The 1,002-nt window shown below is 59.4% G+C and carries 1 protein-coding gene and 1 pseudogene; one reads left to right on the top strand and one right to left on the bottom strand.

Annotation, left to right across the window (positions count from 1 at the left end; genetic code table 11):
• A pseudogene (locus tag ACXRVY_RS31435) lies at window positions 1-560 on the top strand (solute carrier family 23 protein); the annotation flags it as partial.
• A gap of 236 nt (window positions 561-796) precedes the next feature.
• Here the strand turns inward: ACXRVY_RS31435 and ACXRVY_RS31440 are convergent.
• On the bottom strand, window positions 797-1,002 hold a 206-nt coding region (locus tag ACXRVY_RS31440; protein ID WP_458239270.1), incomplete at its 5' end, for a hypothetical protein.

A 1,002-nucleotide genomic window follows, 5' to 3' on the forward strand; every position in this document is an offset into this window, starting at 1 on the left:
GGCCAGGAAGTCTGCCCACGGATGCTGCGTCGCGGCTTGCTGTGCGATGCCGGCGCTTCGTTTTTCGCCGGCTTCTTCAACACCTTCACCCACTCCTCCTTCGCCCAGAACATCGGCCTGGTGCAGATGACCGGCGTGCGCTGCCGCTCGGTGACCATCGTTGCCGGCGGGTTGCTGATCGTCCTGAGCCTGCTGCCCAAAGCCGCGTTCCTGGTGGCCTCGATTCCTCCGGCAGTACTGGGCGGCGCAGCGATTGCGATGTTCGGCATGGTCGCCGCTACCGGGATCAAGATTCTCCAGGAAGCCGACATCGGTGACCGTCGCAACCAGTTGCTGGTGGCGGTGAGCATCGGCATGGGTCTGATCCCGGTCGTACGTCCGGAGTTTTTCGCCCACCTGCCCGTGTGGATGAGCCCCATCACCCACAGCGGCATCGCCATGGCCACCCTCAGCGCGCTGACGCTGAACCTGCTGTTCAACATCCTGGGTGGCGCCGAACGCGCGGCCATCAACGACTGTCAGGCTCAAACGCATTAACACCAGAAACACGAACCCTGTAGGAGCAAGCTCGCTCCTACAGTGGGCAGGGGTTGCCTGCGCCTCAAAAATAAAAACAAGAGGGAGCAACAGATGATTCGCAGAGACAAACACCGGGTCGAAAACAGCTCGAACCTGGATACCCATCAAAACACCACCAGCCTGCTGGTGAAGGTGCATTTCTGATGCTGCCCCGCAACCGTGCCCCAAACCTGTCGTCGGTGCGCCGTTGCGGAGCACTTGAGACCTGGCCGAGGAGTCAGTATTCTCCGCGGCCGCCCAAATCCGGTTTAAAAAAAAGCCTGGATGTAAAACCTGACCAAAAAGCCAACTTATMCCGGCCCTGGCAGGCACCAAGGCACTCCAAAATCCCTCTCAATCGACCGCTCTTGAGCCGCCGAACGGGAGTTTTTTGGCTTTTTGAAAGCCTTGGCTCAGCTCTTGCTAACAGCACTAAAGCTGACC

This window comes from Pseudomonas sp. P5_A2_2 (assembly GCF_054177685.1).